The following is a 19,042-nucleotide window of genomic DNA, read 5'->3' on the forward strand; positions in this document are numbered from 1 at the left end:
AGAATGGGGAATTTCACCGATGACAGACGTTGTGGAGGCCGGGATTGCATCCGGCACCGAAGGTAAGCTTGTACGCGCGCTCGACTGGAAGGGCGCATTCTGGGTGGCTGCGGGCGTGCCGCCGCTCGTTCTTTTCTCCATTGGCGGCATCGCAGGCACGACGGGCAAACTCGCCTTCGTCGTCTGGATCATCTCGATGGTGATGGGTTTCCTGCAATCCTTCACCTATGCCGAGATCGCCGGCATGTTCGCCAACAAGTCCGGCGGCGCTTCGGTCTATGGCGCTACCGCCTGGCTGCGTTATTCGAAATTCATCGCGCCGCTCTCCGTCTGGTGCAACTGGTTTGCCTGGTCGCCGGTGCTGTCGCTCGGCTGCGCCATCGCCGCCGGCTACATCCTTAACGCATTCTACCCGATTCCGGCAGCGGATTCGCAAATGGTCCTCGACTGGATCTCAGCGCATGCCGCTTCCGTCACGGCCGACAGCCCCCGCGTCGCCGAATATATTGCAGCCCATGCCGGCACGACGCCGGATGACGCCGTCAAGGCATTGCTCGGCACCGACGGTGTCGCCGCCCTGACGCCGGCGATCCGCAGCTGGTCGCTCTTCAGCTTCAGCATTCCCTTCCTTGCCACCGCCAATATCAATGCCACCTTCTTCATCGGCGGCATGCTGATGCTGATCATCTTCGCCATCCAGCATCGTGGCATTTCGGAAACGGCAAGCGTGCAGAAGTGGCTGGCCATCATCGTGCTGGTGCCGCTGCTGATCATCGGCCTTTACCCGATCGTCAGCGGCCAGATCCTTGCCACCAACGTTACCGGTCTCGTGCCGCCGACAGCCGCCTATTCCGCTGCCGACGGCACCTGGAGCAACGGCGGCTGGACACTCTTCCTCGGTGGCCTCTATATCGCTGCCTGGTCGACCTACGGCTTCGAGACGGCCGTCTGCTACACCCGCGAACTCAAGAACCCGAAGACCGACACCTTCAAGGCGATCTTCTATTCCGGCCTTGCCTGCTGCCTGTTCTTTTTCCTCGTGCCCTTCGCCTTCCAGGGCGTTCTCGGCCATGCAGGCATGCTGGCCCCCGGGATCGTCGATGGCACCGGTGTTGCCGAAGCGCTCGGCGGCCTGATCGGCGCCGGCCGCGTCGTTACCCAGCTGCTCGTCGTACTGATGATCATGGCGCTCTTCCTCGCCATCATGACGGCGATGGCCGGTTCCTCGCGCACGCTCTACCAGGGCTCGAAGGATGGCTGGCTGCCGAAATATCTCGACCACGTCAACGAACACGGCGCGCCGACGCGGGCGATGTGGACCGATTTCGCCTTCAATCTCTTCCTGCTGGCGATCGCCTCGGATGTCGGCGGCTATTTCTTCGTGCTCGCCGTCTCGAATGTCGGCTACATCATCTTCAACTTCCTGAACCTCAATTCCGGCTGGATCCACCGGATGGATTCCGGCCATATCGAACGCCCCTGGAAGGCGCCGACCTGGCTGATCGGCCTCAATACCGTGCTGGCCTTCGTCAACGCGCTGTTTCTCGGCGCCGGTGCCAAGGTCTGGGGTTATTCCAATGCGCTCTGGGTCGGCTTCATCTTCGCCGCCCTGATCCTGCCGGTCTTCGCCTATCGCCACTATGTGCGCGACGGCGGCAAATTCCCGGCCGGCGCGATGGAAGATCTTGGCCTCGTCGGCCAGGATCTCGGCGTCAAGAAAGCCGGCATCCTGCCCTATCTCGCACTCGCCGGCGGCCTGGCAATCGTTCTGATCGCCAACGTGATCTTCCAGCTTCCGGCCTAAAATCGCCTCCCAAGCAGATAGGCCGCCAAGCCGCCATGGAAACATGGCGGCTTTTCTACCGCTTGGGACGGTCAGGCGGCAGAAGCCCTGGCGGCCTTGACCGTGGCCGCGTCGACATAGAGGCCGAAGCCGACAGCGATGCGGTTCCAGCCGCTGATGATGTTGATCATCACGGTGAGCTTGACCTGCTCTTCTTCCGTGAACTCGGCCTTGAGGGTTTCGTAAGCGGTCGCGTGCTCTCGTCCTTCGGAAAGGCGTGTCAGGGCTTCGGTCCAGCCGAGCGCAGCGCGTTCGCGATCGGTATAGCAAGGTGCCTCCCGCCAGGCCGGCAGCAGGTAGATGCGTTGCTCGGTTTCGCCATTCTCGCGCGCTTCGGACGCATGGAGATTGATGCAGTTGGCACAGCCATTGATCTGCGAGGCGCGGATTTTGACCAGTTCGGAAAGGATCGGGTCGAAATTGGCAGCGACGTCGAGTTCGATCGATGTCCGCTGCCAAGACTTCATCAGCGAAGGGGCAGCTGCGAAGAGATCAATTTTTGTCGTCATGATTGGCTTCCTTCTGTTGTTGCCGATATCATGACGGGCCGGAATCTCCCGATGTGACGGCTCACGGAAATTTTTGATTTATGCGGCCAGTGGCGCCGCATGCCTCACCGCGCGGCCTTTTCCAGCAGACGGTCGATGGCAAGATTGTTATGGAAATCACTTGAAGGCGGAGACGGTCTGTAGAAAGACTATCGAATGGTGCAGATGAAGCAGGATGCGGGGCGCATTCGAATCTGGCGTAACGACGCCGTAGCCGAAGTGGAATTGCTGCGGGCGTCGGGAACGCAGCATCGCTTTCCGAAACACTTCCACGATACCTACGCCATCCATCTCCACGAACGCGGAACGATGGCGTTCCAATATGGTCAGCCTCAGGTCGCCCTGAAACCAGGCAACATAAACGTCCTTGCACCCGGCGTCGTTCACATGTGCTTGCCGGCCGACGAACAGGCGTTGAACTACCGCTGCCTATTCGTATCGCCTGCGTTTTTACAATATGCAGTACTCGATCCTGGGGCGACACACCTTCCGCTGTTCGAGCGATTGTTATGCCTTGGAGATATCAAGCTTTTTCAGAGCCTTGGCAGTGCTCATCGATACCTCGAAACTGACGATGACGCGTTTGAAGCCGAGACGCTACTGACAGCTGGTCTTGCGGCGCTGGCCGCTTATTCCGGGGAGCGGCACACAAGGATCGAAGCAGGGAGAGAACCGCGGCACGTCACGACCGTTCGTGAATTTCTCGACGCCAAATACGACAGGCGCATTGCCCTTGCCGACCTTGCCCGGTTGGTCGGGCTGAACCCAATATACCTCGTGCGGTCCTTCCGCTCGTTTGTCGGGCTGCCGCCGCATGCCTATCAGAGGCAATTGCGACTGAGCCGCGCGCGGGAGTTGCTTCGGTCAGGCACGCCACCAGCCGAGGTGGCCGAGATGGTGGGCTTCGCGGACCAGAGCCATCTCTCCCGGCTGTTCAAGCAGACGACGGGCGTGACGCCCGCCGACTATGCGAAAGGTTTATAGCGTTCAAGACAGCGGTGCTTCCACCTGTGCATACTGTCCACTCTTGCGCAATGGCTCCCGCGGGATGACCACGGGCTGGCCCCAGCGAATGCTCGCAAGACGAAGCGGAAAACAGGAGCAGGGCGATTATCATGCCAACCTTCGACAATATCTGGTTGTTTATCGGCGCTTCCTTGGCCCTGCTCCTGATTCCAGGGCCGGCGGTTCTCTATATCTTTGCCCGCTCGGTTGAGCAGGGCCGCCTCGCCGGCTTTGCATCGATTCTCGGCATTCACGCTGCGACACTGGTGCATGTCATCGTCGCGGCATTGGGCCTGTCAGCGGTCCTGGCTTCGTCGGCTTTAGCGTTCAGCACCGTCAAATACGCGGGCGCGGCATATCTGATATGGCTTGGGTTCAAGAAGATTTTCGGCCGAAACGAACTTCCCGACACCGACACCCACTTGAAGCCCTTCGGCTACGCACGCCTTCTCCGCGACGGATTCGTCGTCAATCTCTTCAATCCCAAGACCGCGCTCTTCTTTCTTGCCTTCCTGCCCCAGTTCGTCGCGGTAGATCGGGGTCACGCAACGATGCAGATCGCCTTCCTGGGTCTGATCTACACCTGCCTCGGCATCATAACCGACGGCAGCTACGCGTTCGCCGCCGGTATCGCGGGCAACTGGTTGAGGCGCAATCGCCGCTATCTCACGGCCGAACGCTATGTCAGCGGGGTCCTGTTGATCGGCCTTGGGCTGATGGCTGCCTTTGCGGGGAACCGAAGCAGCCGCCGCTAAAGCATGATGCCGAAAAGTGTAAGCGGTTTTCGGGCGACATCATGTTCTAACTCTTTAATTTAGAACAGAATTTTCTCGGCGCCGGTCGATCGTCCTGGCACCCTGTCCGCTTCGGCGAGAAGCGGACAGGGTTTGTTCGGAGACAGAAGGAAGGCTCAGCGGCCGCCCTCGATCTTGCGATGGCGTTGGTTGATACCGCCCTTTCCATAGGGATAGTCGAACGGCTGAGGCGCGCTCACATCGTTCAGTTTGGCCATCTCGTCGTCGGAAAGCTTGACCTTCGTCGCGCCCAAATTGTCGGCGAGCTGTTCGGGCGTGCGGGCGCCGAGGATCACGGACGTGATCGCCGGCTGCGCTGCCGTCCAGGCCAGCGCCACCTGCGCCATGCTGACGCCATGCGCCTTGGCGATCTCCTCGACGACAGCGATGATCGCCCAGGTTCGTTCCAACGCATTGCGCGGCGCATAGGATTCGCCGCCGCGATTGGGGTTTTCGCCGAGGCGGGTGGCACCCGTCGGCATCTCGTCGCGCTTGTATTTGCCGGTCAGCCAGCCGCCGCCGAGCGGCGACCACGGCAACAGACCCATGCCGGCATCCTGACAGGCCGCGACGATCTCGAGTTCGATGTCGCGCACCAGCAGGTTATATTGCGGCTGCAGCGTCACCGGGCGGGTATAGCCGCGCGCCTTGGCGATCTCCGAGGCCTTGGCGATGTGCCAGCCGACATAGTTGGAGAAGCCGTAATAGCCGATCTTGCCGGAGGAAACCGCATCGTCGAGGAAACGCAGCGTCTCCTCGATCGGCGTCAGCGCGTCCCAGGCATGCATCTGGTAAAGGTCGATCTGCTCGAGGTCGAGGCGGCGGAGCGAATCGTCGAGCGCCTGGCCAAGATGCCGGCGCGACAGGCCGATATCGTTGGGGCCGTTGCCCATCGGGAACCGCCCCTTGGTGGCGACGATCGCCTGGCGGGCCTCGGTCGGGCGCGCCTTCAGCCAGCGTCCGATGATCTCTTCCGACTTGCCGGCGCTATAGACATCGGCGGTATCGATGAAATTGCCGCCCCAGGCGAAATAATCGTCGAGCAGCTTGTGCGAGGCGGCCTCATCGGCCTCCGCGCCGAAGGTCATGGTGCCGAGGCAATAGGCGGTGACGACGGTCCCGCTGGGACCGAGCTTGCGATAATCCATTTCTTCCTCCTCATGCGGATACCCGCAGCCGACGTGCAAACGTCGGGGTAGAAGCCGGGGCTCCTGCAATCAATGACAATGACAATATTGTGCTTGAGGCGGCCGCTTGCCGCCGGATGACGTATAGCGCCCTGGGCTGGGAGCACAGAGGCGAGGGGGAGCATAACCAATCCCGCCCGCGCGACCAAGTGAGAAAAAAATATTCCTGCCTGCCGTCGCAGCCGGCGAAGGCACGGATCTTACGACAACGAGCCGGCGATCCGATCGGCTGCGGCGACACCGGTCTCGTAGGCGCCGTGCGCCGTCGAATAACGCGAGGTCGAACAGGCCTCGCCGGCAAAGAAGATCCGCTCGTCATGCGGCGCGGCGAGACGGCCGCGTTGATCGGAGGCGCCGGGTTCGGCGTAGGAATAGGAGCCGCCGATATGGGGCGCCGCTGCCCAGGCCGACATCGCGGCGACCGACAGCTCCTTGCGGATGTCGGCACCGAAATGTGCCGCCAGTTCGTCTCCAGCGAAGGAGAAGGCAGCCTCTCTTCCTTGCCCCTCCAGATCATGCGCGAGGTCGCCGGCAAAATAGGCCTCGACGACGGGAGCGCCGAATGGCCGGAGCTGATAGGTGCCGGTCGCACCGTGACGGGTAGAGCCCAACATATGCGTGTCCGCCGGCAGCGCCTCCTGATTTGCGAGCTTCAAAAAGAGCTTGTCGGCGAGCCCGAGCGGCAAACGGGCCGCTGCCTCGATCTTGTCAGGCAAAGGCGGGTCGAAGGCGATCTTGCCGGCGGCAAGCACATTCGTCGAAACGGTCACCAGCACCGCGCGGGCACTGAGCACACCCTGGTTCGTCTCGATGACGATACGGCCGGCATGACGATGGTCAATGCGCGTAACCTCGGTGCCGCGTCTTGCCCGAACCGGCTTGCCGTAAAGCGAGACCAGCGTTCCATAACCCTCGCGCACCCGCCAGTCAGGGCCAGGGCCGGGATCGTATCGGTTGTAATCGACGACCGACGACCGCTCCAATTCGGCGCCGGTGATATAGGTGCCGACCGCCCGGATCTGGCCGTTCCAGGGATTGCCGGGCTCGAGCATATCGGCCATGGCCGCATCATTCCCCGCGTGGCTCTCGAGGCGCTTGAAATAGGCGCCGATCGCCTGACTTGCGGCGTGCGCCTTCGCGTCATCCCGCTGAAGCCGCCGTCCGCCATCGTTCCAGGGCGCAGGCGTGCGGTCGACCGTCAGTCCGACCTCGCCGGCGATCGCAGTCCAGGCATTGGTCCGCGCGCCATGCAGCCAGCCGCAGCCGAGATCAAGCCCGATGTCGAACGCTTCAGGCAGACTGGCCGTCCAGGCGCGACCGCCGAGACGATCGCCAGCTTCAAGCAGGAGGATGGACAGATCCGGGCGGATTGCCAGCAGGCGACGGGCGGCGGCAATGCCGGCGGCACCGGCGCCGATGATAACGACATCCTCGTCGGCACCTTTGCTGTTGTCACCAGGCATACATTCTCCTTCGGTCGTGCGACGGTTAAGTGGAAAGGGTCGCGCTCATGCCAACCCGCTTGCTATTGCAGCTGTTCCAGCAGCCGCCGGAGTGCTGTCCGCAGATCGTCCATCTGCTGCTGGCTGGTCAAGGCCGCCCAGCTTTCATCGACACGCCGGCCCGCCGCCATCGCTATCGGCCTGACCCCCTGGCCTTTTTCCGTCAGAAACACCAGCCGGCCGCGGCGGTCGTTCGGATCAGGCCGGCGCTCGACATAACCCAAGCGCTCGAGTTCTTCCACGGCCTGCGTCATCGTCTGCTTGCGAACACGGGCGAGCTTGGTCAGGTCGCTGACCTGGATGCCCTCGGGCCGCGCGAAGGTGAAGACATTGGCGTGCGGCGGGCGGATATCGCCGTAGCCGGCCTCATCGAGTGCCGCTTCGACGGCCTGCGTCCAATGCTGATGGACCAGACGCAACAACAGGCCAAGGGAAGACGACGACATGAAACCCCGCGCAGCAATATAGACAGTTACCTGTCTATATGATAAATGGACAGTCGCCTGCCTATATAGCACGAAAGCGTGGAGCTCCATATGCCGACCATCGATATCCTCACCTCGTTCATCTCCTACGAGGAGCTGGGGGAGGGCGACCCGATCGTCTTCCTTCACGGCAATCCCACCTCATCGCATCTCTGGCGGAACATCATGCCCGGTATCGGGTCAGGCCGCTGCCTGGCGCCCGATCTGATCGGCATGGGGCGCTCCGGCAAACCCGACATCGGCTATCGCTATGGCGATCACATCGCCTATCTCGACGCCTGGTTCGATGCGCTTGCCCTCGACGACATTGTGCTCGTCGGCCACGACTGGGGCGGCGCGCTGGCATTCGACTGGGCCTCGCGCAACGCCGAGCGGGTGCGCGGCATCGCCTTCATGGAAACCATTCTGCGGCCGATGAGCTGGGAGGATCTGCCAGGCGGCGGAAAGGCGCGTTATGAACTGTTGCGGGGTGCCGGAACCGGCGAGGCCAAGGTCCTCGACGAAAATTTCTTCATCGAACAGGCCTTGCGCGCGACCACGCTGAAAGGGCTCGGCGATGCCGACTGGAATGTCTACCGCGCACCCTATCCGGACCGTAACAGCCGGCGCCCGCTGCTGGAATGGCCGCGTGCCATGCCGATCAACGGCGAGCCGGCCGATGTAGTCGCCAGGATCGAGGCCTATGACCGCTGGCTTTCCGCCAGTCCTGAGGTTCCCAAGCTGTTGCTGACCTTCGACGGTCCCTCCGAAACGCTGTTGATCGGCAGCGAGATGATTTCGTGGTGCCGCGACAACATCGCAGGCCTGGAGATCAGACGGTGCGGGCCGGCGCGCCACATTGCCCCCGAGGACCAGCCCGAGGCGATTGCCGCCGAAATCAAAAGTTGGATCGACAGGAGCGGGCTGAGAACAGCGCGCCGGAAGGCCGCGGCGCGCGCATAAGATCTGGCTCGGCGGCACCGTGACTGCGACATGACAGACTGTTGCAATGTTGATCCGGTTCATAGGTGGGATCAATCAGCCACCGTGAAGGTCCCATGCCACGTTTCGATCGACGACGCTTTCTTCTTGCCTGGCTTCGCGCGCCGCTGCGCATCGCCTCGATCACGCCGTCAGGCCCCCGCCTTGCGGGCCTGATGACCAAGGAAATTTCTACGTTAATCGGGCCGGTTCTCGAACTCGGTCCGGGCACCGGCGTTTTCACCGCGGCCCTTTTGGAACGCGGCATTGCCGAGCGCGATCTGACGCTGGTCGAATACGAGCGGGATTTCGCCACCCTGCTTCAAGGCCGCTTTCCCGATGCCAGGGTGCTGCGGGTGGACGTGCGGCAGATGTGGAAGACGGCGCTTTCTGGAAGCTTCTTCGGCGGTGTCGTCAGCGGGCTTCCGCTTCTTGCCATGCGGCCGGAGGACGTGCGGACGCTCCTCGAGGGCTGCTTTTCCAACCTCAGGCCGCACGGTGCCTTCTATCAGTTCACCTACGGGGCGAAATGCCCGGTGCCCGTCGAAATCCTCGACTCCCTCGGCCTTGTCGCCACGAGGATCGGCTGGACGTTGCGCAATATCCCGCCGGCCGCGGTCTATCGGATCAGCCGCAGGTACCAGCCCATGATATTGATCGAGCAGCGCCGCGCGTGATGACGGATACGATCCTTTGCTACGAGCCGATCCGGCATTCAATGCGCGACAGGCATCGCAGACTTGTTCGAGGGTGATATGGTTTCCGCCTATGGACCGACGGCCCCCGATAGGAATGTGAGATGCGCATATTACTGATCGAGGATGAACCTCAAATGGCCGTGGCGCTCCGAGGCGCCCTGACCAGGCACGACATGGTGATGGATCATGTTTCGACGCTGTGCGACGCCGAACTGGTGGTCGGCGACGGCGCCTACGACGCCGTCCTTCTGGATCGGCAACTGCCTGACGGCGATGGCCTCGAACTTATTCCGAAGATCCGCAAGAAGGGGCTGACGCTGCCGATCATCGTCATCACCGCCAAGGGAGAGGTCCCAGACAGGATCACCGGCCTTGAGACCGGCGCCGACGATTACCTTGCCAAACCCTTCGTCTTCGACGAGCTTCTGGCGCGGCTGCGTGCCGTGATGCGCCGCTCCGAAACCTTGCGCCCGGCGCTGATCTCGATCGGCCGTCTTTCGTTCGATCCGACCTATTGCGACATCATCGTCTCCGGGCTGCGTCTGGAAATGCCGCGCCGGGAGGCGCTGGTGCTCGAATGCCTCATGCGCCGTGCCGGCCGCATGGTGCCGCGACCGGCCTTGATGGAAGCGGTCTTTGGCTTCGACGACGAGATCCAGTCGAACGCGCTCGATTCCCACATATCGCGGTTGCGGCGCAAACTGGCGGCATCGCAAGCAGGCGTGGTCATCAACGTTATCCGGGGCGTGGGTTATCTCCTGCGGGAAGCATCATGAGCAAACGATGCTCCTATTCGCTGCGCAAGCGCCTGTTCTGGCGCCTTCTTGCCGTGCAATCGGTCGTGCTCATCCTGGTGATGATCGTGCTGATTTCGGTTGGCAAGATATCCGAATACCGGTCGACGGAGGGCACGATCGAGATCCTGCGCCAGGCCGTCTTCCGCCAGCCCACCGGAGAGTTGAGCCTGAGGGAGACCGAGGATCTGCGGCAGCTGCGCAAGGACGCGCCCGATCTCTGGTATACTGTCCGCGACATGCAGGGACATGTTTTGACCGGGGGCCGGATTCCGGAAGAATATGCTACAATCGGCAATACGCTCGATCATGTCGGCGAGGCCGAGTTCGGCGCGAATTTCGGCGACCACGACCGTCCGGCTGCCCGGATGAAGTGGATTGCGACGGATTGGGGACAGGTGCAGTTTCTGACGGGCACCGACGGCCCCATCTCGTCCACCTTCATCCTGCTCAAGCTTTCGCTGGTTCTTGCGAAGATAGTTATTCCGATCGTCGCAGTGATGGCGTTGGGTGCGTTGATCGCGACGCCGCTCGTCGTGCGACGATCGCTGGTCGGGATCGATCAGGCCGCACTCCAGGCCGATACGATCGATATCGACCAGCGTGGCGGCCGGCTGTCGGAACACGATATTCCCGAAGAGATCGCGCCGCTGGTGCACGCCGTCAACCGCGCGCTCGGACGTCTCGACGAGGGTTACGAGCGGCAAGAACGGTTTCTGACCGATGCCGCCCATGAGCTGCGCACGCCGATCGCCATTCTGAATACGAGAATTGGGGCCCTGCCGCACAGTTCGATCAAGACCGACCTCCTGGAAGATGCAGCCAGGCTCGCCGTACTCACCGAGCAGATGCTCGATCTTCAGCGGCTGAAACAGGGCAAGGTCCAGTTCACCAAGGTCGATCTCGGCCAGTTGGCGAGGAAGGTCATGATCGAGATGGCGCCGCTGGCCTTTGCCGCCGGCTACACGGTACAGTTCGATGTCGACGGCGCCGGCGAGATCGAGGGCGATCCTCTGGCGCTGCAGCGCGCCCTGATGAACATCCTGCAGAACGCGATCAACCATGGCGGCAGGAAAGGCACCATCTCGCTGACATCAGGCTGCAACTGGATCGAAGTCAGGGACGAGGGACCGGGCATCCCCGCCGATATGCGCGATCGCATATTCGAGCCGTTCTTCAAGCGCCATCACGACGGACGCGGTGCCGGCCTCGGCCTTAATCTCGTCCGCGACATCCTGCGCATGCACGGCGGTGAGGTGACGATCGACAACTACAGTCCCGGCGCGGTCTGCCGGCTGAGCTTCCCGACGGACAAAACGGCACATGTTGATACTCCACCACATCTGGCGACTGCATAATTCAAGGTGCTAGCGGCGCCTCTCGAAAAGGCGTGGTGCTGTCCGTGCGATGGATTAAATCGCCTCTTCATGACATATAGATTCGATGAGCGTGCACAGAGATTCGCAACTCGACATGTTTGCCAAGGCGTCGCCCGCGACGGCCAAGGCACGCGGTCCATCGCACCGGCGGCCATCGCAGCCGGTCGTCCACTCCAATGAAGACATGGCGCGGGCGCTCGAAGAGAGCGGCAACTATCGCATCTTGAGAAAACTGGCCGCCCGGCCGATTGCATCAGTCAGACAGCCGGGGTTTTCGCGGCTCGGCGTCATCCTCGATACGGAGACCACAGGTCTCAACCACCGCAACGACGAGATCATCGAAATCGGCGCCATCGCCTTCACCTTCGACGATGACGGCACGATCGGCGATATCGTCGGCATTTACGGCGGCCTGCAACAGCCGTCCCGGCCGATCCCGCCCGAGATCACCCGGCTGACGGGTATCACCGATGCGATGGTCGAAGGACAGCTCATCGATATCCAATCGCTGAGAACTCTGATCGAGCCGGCGGATCTGATCATTGCCCACAATGCCGGTTTCGACCGGCCGTTCTGCGAGGCCTTCTCGAAGATTTTCACCGGCAAGGCCTGGGCATGCTCGGTTTCGGAGATCGACTGGAGCGGCCGCGGCTTCGAGGGTACGAAGCTCGGCTATCTCGTCGGCCAGGCCGGGTATTTCCACGAAGGCCATCGCGCCGTGGACGACTGCCACGCACTGCTGGAAATCCTCGATCGAGAGCAGCGCGGCGGTGAAAGCCCGTTCACCGAGCTTTACCGCGCCAGCCAGCGTTCGCGCGTCCGTATCTTTGCCGAACACAGCCCGTTCGAGATGAAGGATCATCTGAAGGGGAGGGGTTATCGCTGGTCGGACGGCAGCGACGGCCGCCTGAAGTCCTGGTGGATCGAAGTCGGCGAAGAGGATCTCGACGACGAACTCTCCTATCTGCGCTCGGATATTTACCGATGGGCCGAGGCGGAGCCGCCGATCGTACGGCTGACGGCCTTCGATCGTTTCAAACTCTGACCGCGAAGCGGTTCGGACCCTGAGCTGCAAGATATGGCGACCCATGCAAGTGCCGCATAGGTGCACTGATGCATTGGCGCTGCAATAATCAGCGGTCTCGTATTATATACACCTCATCGAAGCGAACGAAGCGCCAAGGACTGGCAGCTAAGCTTCGAAAGCCCACGAAAGGGGATCATCATGAACGTAGCACGCTCTTTCAATAACTGGCGCAAGTACCGTCAGACGGTCGCTGAACTGGGTCGTATGTCCGCTCGCGAACTGGACGACCTCGGCATCGGCCGCGGCGACATCCGCAACGTCGCCCGCGCAGCCATCGCCCGTTAACGGCAGCTTAGACCAAGCATCTTCAAGACCATGCCAGCGCCTGCTTCCTCCCGAGCGGGCGCTTTGCTTTTGTGCTTCCAGCGAATGGACCAGGGCAATCGAGCCTCCCGCTTTTCGCATAACGCATAGCTGCCCTGCAAAGAAATGCCTATCAACTGAGCAAGAAATAAGTATGATTATTTCTATCGAAGCGATGCACCTCCTCCCGCGTCCCTTCGATGTACAGGCGCCCCATCCTCCTCCCAGGGTCGTCTGTGGAATGACAGCACTCCTCCTCCCAGCTGTCGTTCGGTTTTTTACGAAAGCCTGCCGCACCTCCTCCCGCGGCAGGCTTTTTCGTTTTGGCCGATAGCACTGCCGGATCGCGCCAAGAACGACCGCTTGCGATCCATTGCTTGGATGATGGCGTCATCATCTCCGGAAATTCTCCTGTCTATCCCAAATTCGCTTCGCGCTCTTGCGGGCCTTACGTCTCCTCAAACGCGCACCGACAAACATGTTGACACCAAACTTGTCGTACAACTATGTAACCGGATGGATACCGCCGCAGCGGAACAGGCCGGACAAGACCGGCTTCCGCAATAGCGACGACCCGTAGCGACAATGAAGCGGAAGGAAAATTGACATGCAGATCGACGTGAGGCACGCCTCCCATCCAGAGGCCGTGCGCAATTTCGACACGGAGACGCTGCGGCGTCACTTTCTGGTGGAAACCGTCTTCGCGAGCGGCGAGATCCGGCTCACCTATTCGCATTACGACCGGATGGTCATCGGCGGCGCGACGCCGCTCGGCCCCGGGCTGACGCTGACGGCGCCGACGGCGATCGGACAGGAAACCTTCCTTGCCGAGCGCGAACTCGGCGCGCTCAACATCGGCGGTGCCGGCCGCATCATCGTCGACGGCACGCACTACGATCTTGCCAAATATGATTGCCTCTATGTCGGCAAGGGCGCCAGGGACATCAGCTTCGAGAGCGCGGATGCCGCCAATCCGGCAAAGTTCTATCTGGTCTCGACGCCAGCGCATCAGGCGCACCCGACCGTATTGCTCACCCGCGAAAAGGCTCGTCACCTGACGCCGGGCGAAGCCGCGACGGCCAACAAGCGGTCGATCTACCAGTTCATCCATCCGGACGTCTGCCAGTCCTGCCAACTCACTCTGGGCTTCACCATGATCGAGCCGGGCAGCGTCTGGAACACAATGCCGGCACATACGCATGACCGCCGCATGGAAGCCTATCTCTATTTCGATCTCGAAGCGGAGCAGCGTGTGTTCCATTTCATGGGCGAGCCGCAGCAGACCCGGCATATGCTTGTCGCCAACGAACAGGCGGTCATCTCGCCGCCCTGGTCGATCCATTCGGGTGCCGGCACCAAGAATTACAGCTTCATCTGGGCGATGGCCGGCGACAATAAGAGCTTCACCGACATGGACCATATCGCCATTGCGGATCTGAGGTGAGCGTCGTGGCAAATCCCTTCGACCTTTCCGGCCGGGTTGCCGTCGTCACCGGCGCCAATACGGGTCTCGGCCAGGCCATCGCGGCAGCGTTGGCGCAGGCCGGCGCGTCGATCGTCGCCGTCGGACGCTCCTCGATGGACGAAACCGAGGCGCTGGTGCAGGAAGCGGGAAGCCGCTTCCATGTCGTCAAGGCCGATCTCGCCAGCATCGAACCAGTCAAGGGGATCGTTACCCAGACCATCCAGACCTTCGGCGGCCTCGACATCCTCGTCAACAACGCCGGCATCATCCGCCGCGCCGATGCACTCGACTTCACCGAGGAAGACTGGGACGCGGTGATCGACGTCAATCTGAAGACCGCCTTCTTCCTGTCTCAGGCGGCCGGCCGCCATATGGTCGACAAGGGCAGGGGCAAGATCATCAACATCGCCTCGCTGCTCTCCTTCCAGGGCGGCATCCGGATCCCGTCTTATACCGCCTCGAAAAGCGGCCTCGCCGGACTGACCAAGCTGCTTGCCTGCGAATGGGCCGGCAAGGGCGTCAACGTCAACGCCATCGCCCCCGGCTACTTCGTGACCAACAACACCACGGCGCTGCGCGAAGATGCCGACCGCAATGCCGCCATCCTTGCCCGGATCCCGGCCGGGCGCTGGGGAACGCCGTCCGAACTCGGCGGTGCGGCCGTATTCCTGGCATCGTCGGCATCCGACTACGTGCATGGAACGGTGCTGCCCGTCGATGGCGGTTGGCTGGCTCGGTAATCGGTCTCAGCTAAAGCGCGGGGAGCTAATCTGAAAGATCGCGACGCGCTTTAGTGCCTCTGCCCACCCCCATCGGCGTGGATGCGGAAACGAACAGGAAACGGGGTCGGCGCAGCCGCCTCGACACCAGGATTTCGAAACAGGATGGCAGATAAGGACAACGCGGTCTTCAATACCATTCAGCAGGCGCCGAACCTGCGCAGCAACCTTGCCGACATGTTGACGGCGCAAATCGAGTCCGGCGACCTGAAGCCAGGCCAGCGCCTGCCGACCGAACAGGCGATCATGACGGCAACCGGCGTCAGCCGGACGATCGTTCGCGAAGCGCTCGCCGCGCTGCGCGCGAAGGGGCTGATCACCACGCAGCAAGGCCTTGGGGCTTTCGTCTCGAACGATCCGACGCCCCGATCCTTCTCCATCATTCCGAACGACCTGCAGTCGATCGACGAGGTCCTGCGCGTGCTGGAACTGCGCATGGGGGTCGAATATGAAGCTGCCGGTCTTGCGGCACTGCGGCGCACACAGGAGGATATCGACCGCATGCAGGACCGGCTCGATGCCCTCGACAAGGCGCTCGAAGAAGGCGGGTACGGCGCGCAGGAGGACTACGCCTTCCACCGGTCCATTCTGGTCGCGACGCAAAACTCCTATTACGGCCGCCTCTTCGACACGTTCGGTAACATCATGGTGCCGCGGCAATGGGCGCGCCTGGACAAGATGACATCAGCCGAGCGCAAGCGCCACGCGGCGCGCATGCGCAGGGAACACCACGCCATCTTCGCGGCGATCCGCGACCGGGACGAGGCTGCCGCGCGCCGCGCCATCCGAAGCCACCTATCGAAGAGTGCCGCGCGCTTCGAAGAGCTCCGCGACGCTACTGCATAGACAGCGCCTCGTCCTGAACTGTTACGCCTTGGGTTTCGGCTTCAACAGCCGCCGCCAGGCGGCGTGATCGGTTTGCAGATCGGCAGAGGCATGGATTGCGGGCAGAAGCGGTTTGCGTTTGCGCCGGCCGAAGCGCCGTTTGAAGCCCAGGATATTTTCGACGAAGCTCCTGGTGTAGAGCCCCGGGCCGCTTGAATAGATGCGCCATCCGCCGTCGACGGCGATCTCTCCCGCCTTGACGCGTTCCCATTCGGCCGTTGCCTGATAACGGTCATGGAAAGCCGCGTCGCTGCTGCTGAAATAGGTGTTGCGCTGGCGCAGCGATGCATGCGGCAGCGCCGTGGTGACAGAAATCGGATTGACGACGGCGATCGCCTTCCAGAGTTCGTCCACTTCCGCCTCCAGCGCCAGCGTCTCGCAATAGCGCAGATGCGCATGCACATACATCAGCCCGATCTCGCGGCCGAAGAAGGAGGAGGATTCGGCCCGCCGAAACAGCGTCTCGGGGCCGCCGGCATAGGTCGCCGGTTTTTCCATCAGCCGCACGCCGTCGGGGAAGAGCAGATGCTCTTCGATCAGATTCATATGATCGCGTCTCTCAACCGGCGTGAAGAGGCCGCCAAGCATCGCCTGCGTCATCGAGATCAGCGAGAAATGCAGGCCGGTGCGCCGGTCGCTCGGGTGCAGCAGCAATTCGACGCCGTCATGGGCGGGATCGAAGATACCGTAGCCGGCAACGACGCCGTCGCGCACGAGATGACGGTTGAAGTCCCGGCGCATCGCCGTTGCGATCTTCCTCAGGCCCTTGGCTTTGTCGCCGTGGCCGAGGCGGCGCAGGATCGCGGAATAACGGACGATCTGCTCGTAGAGCAGGGCAACGGTCCAGCTGCTGACCATCCAGTCGCGCAGATGCGGATCGGCCGGCTGCAGGGAATCGTTCCAATCTCCCTCGCCATAACGGATCAGATGCGTTCCAGGGATGAAAGCTTCGCGAACGCTATCAAGCAGCTTCTCGACATGGATTGCGATGGTGTCGGCCTCCGGCGCGCGGGTCATCGTCTTTTCGTCGCGCCAGGAGACTTTCTCGTCGAGGATGGCGAGATCGCCGCTCGCTTCGATATAGTCGCACAGCGCCTTCAGCGGCCAGACGACGATGTCGCCGTGACTATCGCCCGCCCGGATGTTGGCATAGGGCTCGAGCATAAACCATTGCGGCCAATCGCCTTTTTCCAGGTATTGTTCGCTGAAGACGGTCTTCAGCACCTCCTTGGCTTCGCGATCATGCTCGTAGGCGAGCAGGAATTCGATCGGCCCCTGGCATGCGTCGCGTGTGCCCCAGGCCGCACCTGTATATTGCTCGAGGCCGTGCGGTACGCTCAGATGCACGATCGCGTCATGCGCGAGCCAGGGCAGCAGGGTCGTCTGCGCCGCGAGGTCGGGCGAGGTGCTGGCGATCGTCAGGCCGCGCACGGTGTTCCGCCAGAATTTTGATGCCGGTGCAAGCATAGCTTCATCGGTGACGCCGGCCTCATAACGTTGCGCCAGTCGCTCGGCTTCCGCCGCATCGGTCATCGAGCCGACGACGGCGAAGCAGAGCGCCTGCGTCATCAGGGATCGGAGCGCCACGAAGGCGCCATTGCGTGTTACCCCATCGCTGTAGAGCAGTTCGTCGCCGCCGATTTCCTCGATCGCGTCGGGCGTCGAACTCACCAGCCAATAGCCTGCATGGGGATAACGCTCGCCCCAGAGCCAGGTCGGGTCCGGCCGGAAAAGAATGCGTTTGCCCGACGGATCGAATTCGATCTGCCCGCCGGCGTCATATTCGCGCTCGCCAAGCACGACATGGCCGAACACCAGAAAGCGGCATGGCTTGCCCTCGACGGAGACGGTCCACTGCATCGCCGCATTCTCGCCGGAGGCGACCGCCGACACGATGATCGTGCGTTCGGGGAGGCGATAGATCCAGCGGCAATCGCTGAGCCCCATTTCGAAAGCCGACGGCACTGCCAGAAGCTGCCAGCCGGCGCCGACATCCGCCATGATGCGCAGCCCGCTGGCGCGGGTCAGATTGTAAGGGTCGCGAGAGACCGAAAAGAGCTTGTGAAAGGACGTATTGCCGATCGTCAGCTGGGCCGCGAAAATGCCTTGCATCCAGCAGGTCGCGGCAAGCGTCGTATCGTCGAGCAGCATATTTTCACCGCTTCTGACGATCGCGCCGTGACGGCGCGTCACCATGAGTTCCTTGTCGCGCAGGACCACGTGGCGGTTCAAAACGCCGTCGGAGACGAAAAACGAAAGAAGCTTTCCGTCGACGCGCTCTTCCAGGCTCCGCTCCGGATAGAGCTTGCCGATCGCCTTTTTGTCCAACGCCTCGGCGTTCAGCAAAGCAGCATCCTGGAGCAGGCTGCGGACCGGCGCGACCTCCTCGATATCGGCGGCCGCACTGTCTGTCGCCGCGAGCTCGTCAAGCCGTGAAAGGTCGGCATCGCTCGACGCCTCGATATGGTCAGCGGCGAACACGGCAAAGAAGGTCGCGGTCGCACCGCTTGCCGGAACGGAGAGCGATTTCGACTGAATGGCGGGGCATGCCGTCTCCTGCTGCCGCCGTTTGCTCGGCAGGTTGGTGCCGAAGGGGCCGACCAGCATGTCGTCGAGCCGGTCGCTCGCCTGCACCAGCTGGATCGCATCCGTGGCATAGGCGGCCGCGCCATCGAGGCAGCCCTGCACGAGCCAGGGGTTGCGGACGCCCGACTGCTTGAGATTTTGCCGGTTCATCACGACAGGGCCGAAGGTCTCGTGATCGGCGATATGATGATCGACATATTGAGAGGCATAGGCTTCGCTGTTCATCAGGAAGCCGCGATCGCCGAGGCCGACGTCCTGGATCAGCACCAGATCGACCGGCAGCGTCCCATCCTTCCGATGCCGGATGGAGACACGCCAGAACCAGGCTGTTTCGGAGGGATGAAGCTCAAGGCGGACATTGTAGCCGATATCGCCTCTCTTGCCGCTCCAGGAGAGGCTCGTCGCATCGTGCCCGAAGCTGCCGTCGGCGCGAGACCCGACAAGCTCGACGACGTCAGGTGCAGCCCCGCCGATGCGCAGATAAAGGCGGCCGATGCCGCCGGTAAGCGGCGCGCCCTGGATCTGGTTGATCTGCACCGATCCCTTATCGTCGGCATATTCGATGGCAAACAGTGTGCCGTTCGGCAAAGCCGATATCGATAGGCCGGAACCGTTGCTGATCGTGAAGAGGCCAAGCTCGTCGCGTCGGGGCATTTGAAAACTGCGGTCAAGGTCCGTGGCCATTGAGATCTCGTCGATTGGCTTCAGAAGGGAGTTGGAGGATGACGCAAAATAGTTGAGA

General features: G+C 62.0%; 17 protein-coding genes. 12 read left to right on the top strand and 5 right to left on the bottom strand.

The window, feature by feature from the left end; all coding sequences use genetic code 11:
• The first annotated feature begins 19 nt into the window (after positions 1-19).
• Positions 20-1,804, top strand: coding sequence for an APC family permease (locus tag GFM02_RS05505; protein ID WP_168321047.1), 1,785 nt, complete (start codon positions 20-22; stop codon positions 1,802-1,804).
• Positions 1,805-1,875: 71 nt separating this feature from the next.
• Here the strand turns inward: GFM02_RS05505 and GFM02_RS05510 are convergent, their stop codons facing one another.
• The gene (locus GFM02_RS05510) at positions 1,876-2,352 is read right to left on the bottom strand and encodes a carboxymuconolactone decarboxylase family protein (protein WP_168321048.1); all 477 of its coding nucleotides are present in this window, start codon (positions 2,350-2,352) and stop codon (positions 1,876-1,878) included.
• A 195-nt stretch (positions 2,353-2,547) separates the two neighbouring features.
• On the opposite strand from GFM02_RS05510, the gene GFM02_RS05515 reads away from it, so the two are divergent.
• Together GFM02_RS05515 and GFM02_RS05520 are read left to right on the top strand one after the other, a co-directional pair.
• The gene (locus GFM02_RS05515; protein ID WP_168321049.1) at positions 2,548-3,375 is read left to right on the top strand and encodes a helix-turn-helix transcriptional regulator; all 828 of its coding nucleotides are present in this window, start codon (positions 2,548-2,550) and stop codon (positions 3,373-3,375) included.
• 131 nt (positions 3,376-3,506) lie between these two features.
• Positions 3,507-4,151, top strand: a complete 645-nt coding sequence (locus GFM02_RS05520) for a LysE family translocator (RefSeq protein ID WP_168321050.1) — start codon at positions 3,507-3,509, stop codon at positions 4,149-4,151.
• 155 nt (positions 4,152-4,306) lie between these two features.
• Here GFM02_RS05520 and GFM02_RS05525 read toward each other — a convergent pair whose 3' ends face one another.
• From GFM02_RS05525 to GFM02_RS05535, 3 genes are all read right to left on the bottom strand, one after another.
• The gene (locus tag GFM02_RS05525; protein WP_168321051.1) at positions 4,307-5,338 is read right to left on the bottom strand and encodes an aldo/keto reductase; all 1,032 of its coding nucleotides are present in this window, start codon (positions 5,336-5,338) and stop codon (positions 4,307-4,309) included.
• 239 nt (positions 5,339-5,577) lie between these two features.
• A complete protein-coding gene (locus GFM02_RS05530) occupies positions 5,578-6,840 on the bottom strand; it encodes a flavin monoamine oxidase family protein (protein WP_168321052.1) in 1,263 nt (420 codons plus the stop codon).
• 62 nt (positions 6,841-6,902) lie between these two features.
• Positions 6,903-7,415 carry a MarR family winged helix-turn-helix transcriptional regulator gene (locus GFM02_RS05535; RefSeq protein WP_168321053.1) on the bottom strand — a complete coding sequence of 171 codons (513 nt, stop codon included), beginning with the start codon at positions 7,413-7,415 and terminating at the stop codon, positions 6,903-6,905.
• Between GFM02_RS05535 and GFM02_RS05540 the strand changes: the two genes are divergently transcribed.
• The 9 genes from GFM02_RS05540 to GFM02_RS05580 all read left to right on the top strand — a co-directional run bounded on the left by GFM02_RS05540 (position 7,416) and on the right by GFM02_RS05580 (position 15,675).
• The gene (locus tag GFM02_RS05540; RefSeq protein WP_168321054.1) at positions 7,416-8,306 is read left to right on the top strand and encodes a haloalkane dehalogenase; all 891 of its coding nucleotides are present in this window, start codon (positions 7,416-7,418) and stop codon (positions 8,304-8,306) included.
• A gap of 95 nt (positions 8,307-8,401) precedes the next feature.
• A complete protein-coding gene (locus tag GFM02_RS05545) occupies positions 8,402-9,001 on the top strand; it encodes a class I SAM-dependent methyltransferase (protein WP_168321055.1) in 600 nt (199 codons plus the stop codon).
• A gap of 122 nt (positions 9,002-9,123) precedes the next feature.
• The gene (locus tag GFM02_RS05550) at positions 9,124-9,798 is read left to right on the top strand and encodes a response regulator transcription factor (protein WP_168321056.1); all 675 of its coding nucleotides are present in this window, start codon (positions 9,124-9,126) and stop codon (positions 9,796-9,798) included.
• On the top strand, positions 9,795-11,174 hold the full coding sequence (locus GFM02_RS05555; RefSeq protein ID WP_168321057.1) for an ATP-binding protein: 1,380 nt from the start codon (positions 9,795-9,797) through the stop codon (positions 11,172-11,174). Before GFM02_RS05550 ends, GFM02_RS05555 begins: the two co-directional genes overlap by 4 nt.
• An 85-nt stretch (positions 11,175-11,259) precedes the next feature.
• Positions 11,260-12,240 (top strand): 3'-5' exonuclease, encoded by a 981-nt coding sequence (locus GFM02_RS05560; RefSeq protein ID WP_168321058.1) that lies wholly within the window; start codon positions 11,260-11,262, stop codon positions 12,238-12,240.
• 180 nt (positions 12,241-12,420) lie between these two features.
• Entirely contained in the window at positions 12,421-12,567 is a 147-nt protein-coding gene (locus GFM02_RS05565; RefSeq protein WP_003594835.1) for a DUF1127 domain-containing protein, read from the top strand.
• 625 nt (positions 12,568-13,192) lie between these two features.
• The gene (gene kduI, locus GFM02_RS05570; protein ID WP_020052790.1) at positions 13,193-14,029 is read left to right on the top strand and encodes a 5-dehydro-4-deoxy-D-glucuronate isomerase; all 837 of its coding nucleotides are present in this window, start codon (positions 13,193-13,195) and stop codon (positions 14,027-14,029) included.
• Positions 14,026-14,790, top strand: a complete 765-nt coding sequence (kduD, locus tag GFM02_RS05575) for a 2-dehydro-3-deoxy-D-gluconate 5-dehydrogenase KduD (protein ID WP_348643949.1) — start codon at positions 14,026-14,028, stop codon at positions 14,788-14,790. The genes kduI and kduD overlap by 4 nt, the downstream gene beginning before the upstream one ends.
• 144 nt (positions 14,791-14,934) lie before the next feature.
• Entirely contained in the window at positions 14,935-15,675 is a 741-nt protein-coding gene (locus GFM02_RS05580; protein WP_168321060.1) for a FadR/GntR family transcriptional regulator, read from the top strand.
• Between the two features lie 21 nt (positions 15,676-15,696).
• Here GFM02_RS05580 and GFM02_RS05585 read toward each other — a convergent pair whose 3' ends face one another.
• Positions 15,697-18,984 carry a GH36-type glycosyl hydrolase domain-containing protein gene (locus GFM02_RS05585; RefSeq protein WP_168321061.1) on the bottom strand — a complete coding sequence of 1,096 codons (3,288 nt, stop codon included), beginning with the start codon at positions 18,982-18,984 and terminating at the stop codon, positions 15,697-15,699.
• Positions 18,985-19,042: the final 58 nt, after the last annotated feature.

Source organism: Rhizobium leguminosarum bv. viciae (genome assembly GCF_012276115.1).
In the GTDB taxonomy this organism is placed as follows: Bacteria; Pseudomonadota; Alphaproteobacteria; order Rhizobiales; family Rhizobiaceae; genus Rhizobium; species Rhizobium leguminosarum_T.